The 5,228-nt window shown below is 67.9% G+C and carries 7 protein-coding genes; 5 read left to right on the top strand and 2 right to left on the bottom strand.

The genetic code is table 11. The features are described from left to right. Together B4L26_RS14210 and B4L26_RS14205 are read left to right on the top strand one after the other, a co-directional pair. Positions 1–538 (top strand): sigma-70 domain-containing protein (locus B4L26_RS14210; protein ID WP_290719719.1); only part of this gene is annotated, 538 nt, incomplete at its 5' end. 166 nt (positions 539–704) lie between these two features. Next, positions 705–905 (top strand): DUF7455 domain-containing protein, encoded by a 201-nt coding sequence (locus tag B4L26_RS14205; protein ID WP_290719717.1) that lies wholly within the window; start codon positions 705–707, stop codon positions 903–905. Positions 906–1,037: 132 nt separating this feature from the next. On the opposite strand, the gene B4L26_RS14200 is transcribed toward B4L26_RS14205, so the two are convergent. Next, positions 1,038–2,720 carry a DEAD/DEAH box helicase gene (locus B4L26_RS14200; protein WP_290719723.1) on the bottom strand — a complete coding sequence of 561 codons (1,683 nt, stop codon included), beginning with the start codon at positions 2,718–2,720 and terminating at the stop codon, positions 1,038–1,040. 137 nt (positions 2,721–2,857) lie between these two features. Between B4L26_RS14200 and B4L26_RS14195 the strand changes: the two genes are divergently transcribed. Then, positions 2,858–3,958 carry a YihY/virulence factor BrkB family protein gene (locus tag B4L26_RS14195; RefSeq protein ID WP_290719714.1) on the top strand — a complete coding sequence of 367 codons (1,101 nt, stop codon included), beginning with the start codon at positions 2,858–2,860 and terminating at the stop codon, positions 3,956–3,958. Here B4L26_RS14195 and B4L26_RS14190 read toward each other — a convergent pair whose 3' ends face one another. Then, positions 3,959–4,192, bottom strand: coding sequence for a DUF3039 domain-containing protein (locus B4L26_RS14190; protein WP_290719713.1), 234 nt, complete (start codon positions 4,190–4,192; stop codon positions 3,959–3,961). It abuts the gene before it with no gap. Positions 4,193–4,272: 80 nt separating this feature from the next. On the opposite strand from B4L26_RS14190, the gene B4L26_RS14185 reads away from it, so the two are divergent. Continuing rightward, positions 4,273–4,641, top strand: a complete 369-nt coding sequence (locus tag B4L26_RS14185) for a DUF3099 domain-containing protein (RefSeq protein ID WP_290719711.1) — start codon at positions 4,273–4,275, stop codon at positions 4,639–4,641. A gap of 151 nt (positions 4,642–4,792) precedes the next feature. Then, positions 4,793–5,228: sigma-70 family RNA polymerase sigma factor (locus tag B4L26_RS14180; RefSeq protein WP_290719710.1), on the top strand; the 436-nt coding region annotated here is incomplete at its 3' end.

The raw sequence follows: 5,228 nt of genomic DNA, 5'->3' as shown, positions 1-5,228 counted from the left end.
GATCCGCCAGGCCATCACGCGCGCCATGGCCGACCAGGCGCGCACCATCCGCATCCCGGTCCACATGGTCGAGGTCATCAACAAGCTCGGGCGCATTCAGCGCGAGCTGCTGCAGGACCTCGGTCGCGAGCCCACTCCCGAGGAACTCGCCAAGGAGATGGACATCACGCCGGAGAAGGTGCTGGAGATCCAGCAGTACGCGCGTGAGCCGATCTCGCTGGACCAGACCATCGGCGACGAGGGTGACAGCCAGCTCGGCGATTTCATCGAAGACTCCGAGGCGATCGTCGCAGTCGACGCGGTCAGCTTCACGCTGCTGCAGGACCAGTTGCAATCGGTCCTCGAGACGCTGTCGGAGCGCGAGGCCGGCGTGGTCCGGCTGCGGTTCGGCCTGACCGACGGCCAGCCGCGCACGCTCGACGAGATCGGCCAGGTTTACGGCGTGACCCGCGAAAGAATCCGCCAGATCGAATCGAAGACGATGAGCAAGCTGCGCCACCCGTCACGGTCACAGGTCTTGCGCGATTACCTGGACTAATCGGCCGAAAACAGGGCCGACCGGCACTGTTTGGACAGAGTGGGATCCGACACACCGGGCCCCGGGAACAATCCACAACCCGAAAACGTCTGACAGAGTGTGAGGAGGCGGATCTCCTCGCCTACTTGTCACGAGGGACGATTGCTCGCCCGGGACGGAGGAACCAATGTCCACCACCGCTACGAGTGCCACGACAATTCTGACCGCTGTCGATCGCTGCGACCGCTGCAGCGCGGCCGCCAAGGTCGTCGCCGTAATGCCGTCGGGCAGCGAACTGCTGTTCTGCCGCCACCACTTCACCGAGCACGAGGCGGGGCTCGTCGAGCTCGGCGCCACGATCATCGAGCCGGCTGCAGAACTGGTCTGACAGCAGGTCCGATCCCCCCTGCGCCACGTGCGCGACCCGAATACCGGCAGCGACGCCGCGAGTCATCGACTCGCGGCGTCGCCGTCGTTAACGGGTCGGGCTCGCGGCCGGAGGTCAGCCACGGCGAGTGGCTCAGCGCCACTCGCGCAGCGCCGCGATGCGCTCGGTCAGCTGTTCGGCCGAAGCCATGGCCGTCGGCGGTCCCCCCAGCCGTTCGCGCAACTCGCGATGGACGGTGCCGTGGGCTTTGCCAGTGCGGTGGTGGTGCAGGGCGACCAGCGAATTGAGTTCCTTGCGCAGCGACAGCAGGGTCGCCGCGGCGGCACCGTTGGTCGCCGCGCCCTCCCGAGGATTCGGGGTACCCACGGCGGCGCGCTTGGTGAGTTGCTCGGCTTGGCGGCGCGACAGGAGCTCGCGCACCTGATCGGCATCGAGCAGGCCGGGCAGGCCCAGGTAATCGGACTCCTCGTCGCTGCCGGCGTAGGTCGCAGTGCCGAACGACGAACCGTCGAAGATGACCTGGTCCAGCTCGGCGTCGGCGTGCAGCGACTGGAATGCCGGCTCGTCCTCCCCCGCCTCGTCTGCGGTGGCGTTCGCGTCGCGCAGCGCCTCGTCGTCGAAGCCCTCTTCCCGATGGGGCTTGCCCAGCACGTGGTCGCGCTGCGCCTCGAGCTGGCTGGCCAACTCCAGCAGGACGGGGACCGACGGCAGGAACACGCTGGCCGTCTCCCCCGGTCGCCGGGACCGCACGAAGCGGCCGATCGCCTGGGCGAAGTAGAGCGGGGTGGCCGCGCTGGTGGCGTAGACGCCGACCGCCAGTCGGGGCACGTCGACTCCCTCCGACACCATGCGCACCGCAACCATCCACATGTCGTCAGATTCGGCGAACGACGCGATGCGCGCCGAGGACCCCGGATCGTCGGAGAGCACGAGCGCGACGCGGGTCCCGGAGATCTCGGTGAGTAGTTCGGCGTAGTCGCGCGCGACTGCCTGATCGGTCGCGATCACCAGCCCACCGGCGTCCTGGACGCCCGAGGCCCGCAGCTGCGACAGCCGGGTGTGTGCGGCGCGCAGTACCGCGGGGATCCAGTCGCCGTGCGGGTCGAGAGCGGTGCGCCAGGCGCGGGCGGTCTGCTCTGCGGACAGCGGCTCACCCAAACGGGCCGTGTATTCCTCACCGGCGCTGGTCCGCCAGCTGGCCTGGCCCGAGTACGCCAGGAACACCACCGGTCGGACGACGCCGTCGGCCAGTGCGTCGGAGTACCCGTAGGCGTGGTCCGCCTTGGACCGGGCACCCCCGCCGGGCTCGGGCTCGTAGGTGACGAACGGGATCGGCGAATCGTCGGACCGAAACGGCGTACCGGTGAGCGAAAGACGCCGTGTCGCGTCGGAGAAGGCCTCGTTGATCGCGTCGCCCCAGGACTTGGCGTCGCCGGCGTGGTGCACCTCGTCGAGGATCACCAGGGTCTTGCGGTTCTCGGTCCGGACCCGGTGGCGCGAGGGATGCGACGCGACCTGCGCATAGGTCACGACTACGCCGTTGTAGTCGGAGCTGGTCGCCCCCGTCGAATTGGAGAAGTTCGAGTCAAGCGCAATCCCCACCCGCGCCGCCGCAGCCGCCCACTGGTGCTTGAGGTGTTCGGTGGGCGCGACGACGGTGATCGCCTCGACCGTCCGATCGGCCAACAGCTCCGCGGCGATACGCAGGCCGAAGGCCGTTTTCCCGGCGCCGGGCGTGGCGACGGCGAGGAAGTCCCGCGGCTTTTCGGTGAGGTACTTGGTGAGCGCGCGGCGCTGCCACGCGCGCAACGGCATGGCTGAAACAGCTTCAGACGTCACGCGCGAATACACTCCTCTAGCGGCCGGACAACCTGTCTGAGTCTACTAGTGGCGCCGCAGCACGGCGCGGCGCACACGGCCCAGCGCGGGGATCGGGAAAGGTGGACCACGCGATGACCGATGACCGTGCTCCCCTTCCCGTCGACGATGACGCCGACGCGGAAACCGAACGCCTCGACGTCGAGACCGCCGACGGGCAGGACGCCGCACCGGCGGCGGACCAGGGCGTCTTTCGCAGGCTTCCCCGCCTCGTGTGGCGCACGATCGTCGCCGCGTGGGACCACGGGATCATCGGGTGGTCGGCCCAAGCCGCGTTCTGGCAGGCACTGTCCTTCGCACCGCTGCTCCTGGGCCTATTGGGCAGCATCGGCTATTTCCTCGGCTGGCTCAACCCGGACCTCGCGACGATCATCCACGACCGCATCCTCGGTTTCGCCGAGCGGACCTTCACCACCGATGTCGTCGCCGATCTGATCGCGCCCACGCTCGACAGCATGCTGAGCCGCGGCCGTGCCGGAGTCACGTCGGTGAGCTTCGTGATCTCGCTGTGGGCCGGCTCGTCGGCGATGTCCTGCTACATCGCCGCGATCACCACCGCCCACCACCAACAGGACGTGCGCAATCCGGTGTGGCAGCGCATCTTCGCGCTGCTCGTCTACATCCTCTTCCTCGCCGGGGCCGTCATCGTGCTGCCGCTGGTCGCGATCGGCCCGACCCTGCTGAACCAGATGGTCCCCCGATCGTGGAGCCCGATGGTTGGGACCGTGATCGATGTCGGCTACTTCCCCTTCGTCGGCCTGGTGCTGGTCTTCATGTTGACGACGCTCTACCACTGGGCACTGCGCCATCCCCTGCCCTGGCACCGACTGCTGCCCGGCGCACTGCTCGCGGCGACGGTCTTCTGGATCGCGACGTACGTGCTGCGCCTCTATCTGACGGCACTGGCCCGCAGCGGCTACACCTACGGGGCGCTGGCCACGCCGATCGCATTCCTGCTCTTCGCGTTCTTCCTCGGATTCGCGATCGTCGTGGGCGCCGAGTTCAATGCGACCATCGAGTCGATCTGGCCAGCGTCGCCGAGCCGCGGGGTCCGGGCCCGACACTGGCTCGACGAGCAGCGCGCCGAACTGGCCGAAGGCATCACCGACGGCATCAAGGCCCTGCCGGCCAAGTTCGGCACGGGACCGATCGGCACGCGCCGCAACCGGGAGTGATCAGCCCTTGCGCATCTTGTCGTAGATCTTCTTGCACTTCTCGCACACCGGCGAGCCCGGCTTGGGGGCCGCGGTGACGGGGAAGACCTCGCCGCACAGCGCGACAACGTGATTGCCCATGACGGCGCTCTCGGCGATCTTGTCCTTCTTCACGTAGTGGAAGACCTTGGGGATGTCGGTGCCGTCCTCGGTGGTCTCGTCGACCTCGGGCCGTTCAATCGTCTCGGTAGCCATGGATCCATTGTGACGGCTCGATCAGCGGTCGCCAACCACCCGGGGGTGCATCGACGGCGCTGCGGTGGGACAGTGGAGGTATGCGCACGCACGCCGCCGACGAGGCGTTCCTCATCACCCGGGCCGAGAACAGCCCCGAGGAGCAGCATCGCGCGCGGGTCCGCCGGTATTTGATCCTGATGGGCTTTCGCGTACCGATGTTGATCCTCGCGTGCATCGTCTACGGAGCCACCCACAACGGGCTGCTCGCGCTGGCCGTGGTGGCGGTGTCGATCCCGCTGCCGTGGGTGGCGGTGCTCATCGCCAACGACCGCCCGGCCCGCAAGCGCGGCGAAATCGCCGAGTACCACTACGGCGTCCACGCCGAGCATCCTGCGCCCGCGCTACCCGAACCGGCCACGGTCATCGACTCCGAGGTCGCCGACCCGCGAGCACTGCCCGGCGAATAGAGGTCGCTTCCGGGAGTCGGGTTTGGGCGATTCGATGAGCGCCCAAGGACTCAGGGACTTCTCAGGCCCCAGGGTGTGATCCCGGGAACTATTCCGGTCCCGGGGGGCGTTGAGGAAGGTGAATGCACTCCACACCACCCCAGGAGGCCACATGTCGACGAAAACCGCTGTCCGCCCGGCTCTGACCGAATCCGATCTCGACGCGCAATCACCGTCGGCCGACTTGGTCCGCGTGTATCTCAACGGGATCGGGCGCACCGCGCTGCTCAATGCCGAGGAAGAAGTCGAACTGGCCAAGCAGATCGAAGCCGGCCTGTATGCCAACCACCTGCTGCAGACCCGTAAGCGCCTCGGCCCCGCGCGCAAGCGCGATCTGGCGCAGATCGTGCGCGAAGGCGAACAGGCCCGCGCCCACCTCCTCGAGGCGAACCTGCGCCTGGTCGTGTCGCTGGCCAAGCGCTACACCGGCCGCGGAATGCCGCTGCTCGACTTGATCCAAGAGGGCAACCTCGGCCTGATCCGTGCGATGGAGAAGTTCGACTACGCCAAGGGCTTCAAATTCTCGACGTACGCGACGTGGTGGATCC

This window comes from Gordonia sp. UBA7599, from assembly GCA_002477755.1.
GTDB lineage: Bacteria > Actinomycetota > Actinomycetes > Mycobacteriales > Mycobacteriaceae > Gordonia.
The sequence above is the reverse complement of the archived record's forward strand: the minus strand, read 5'-3'. Positions and strand labels throughout refer to the sequence as shown.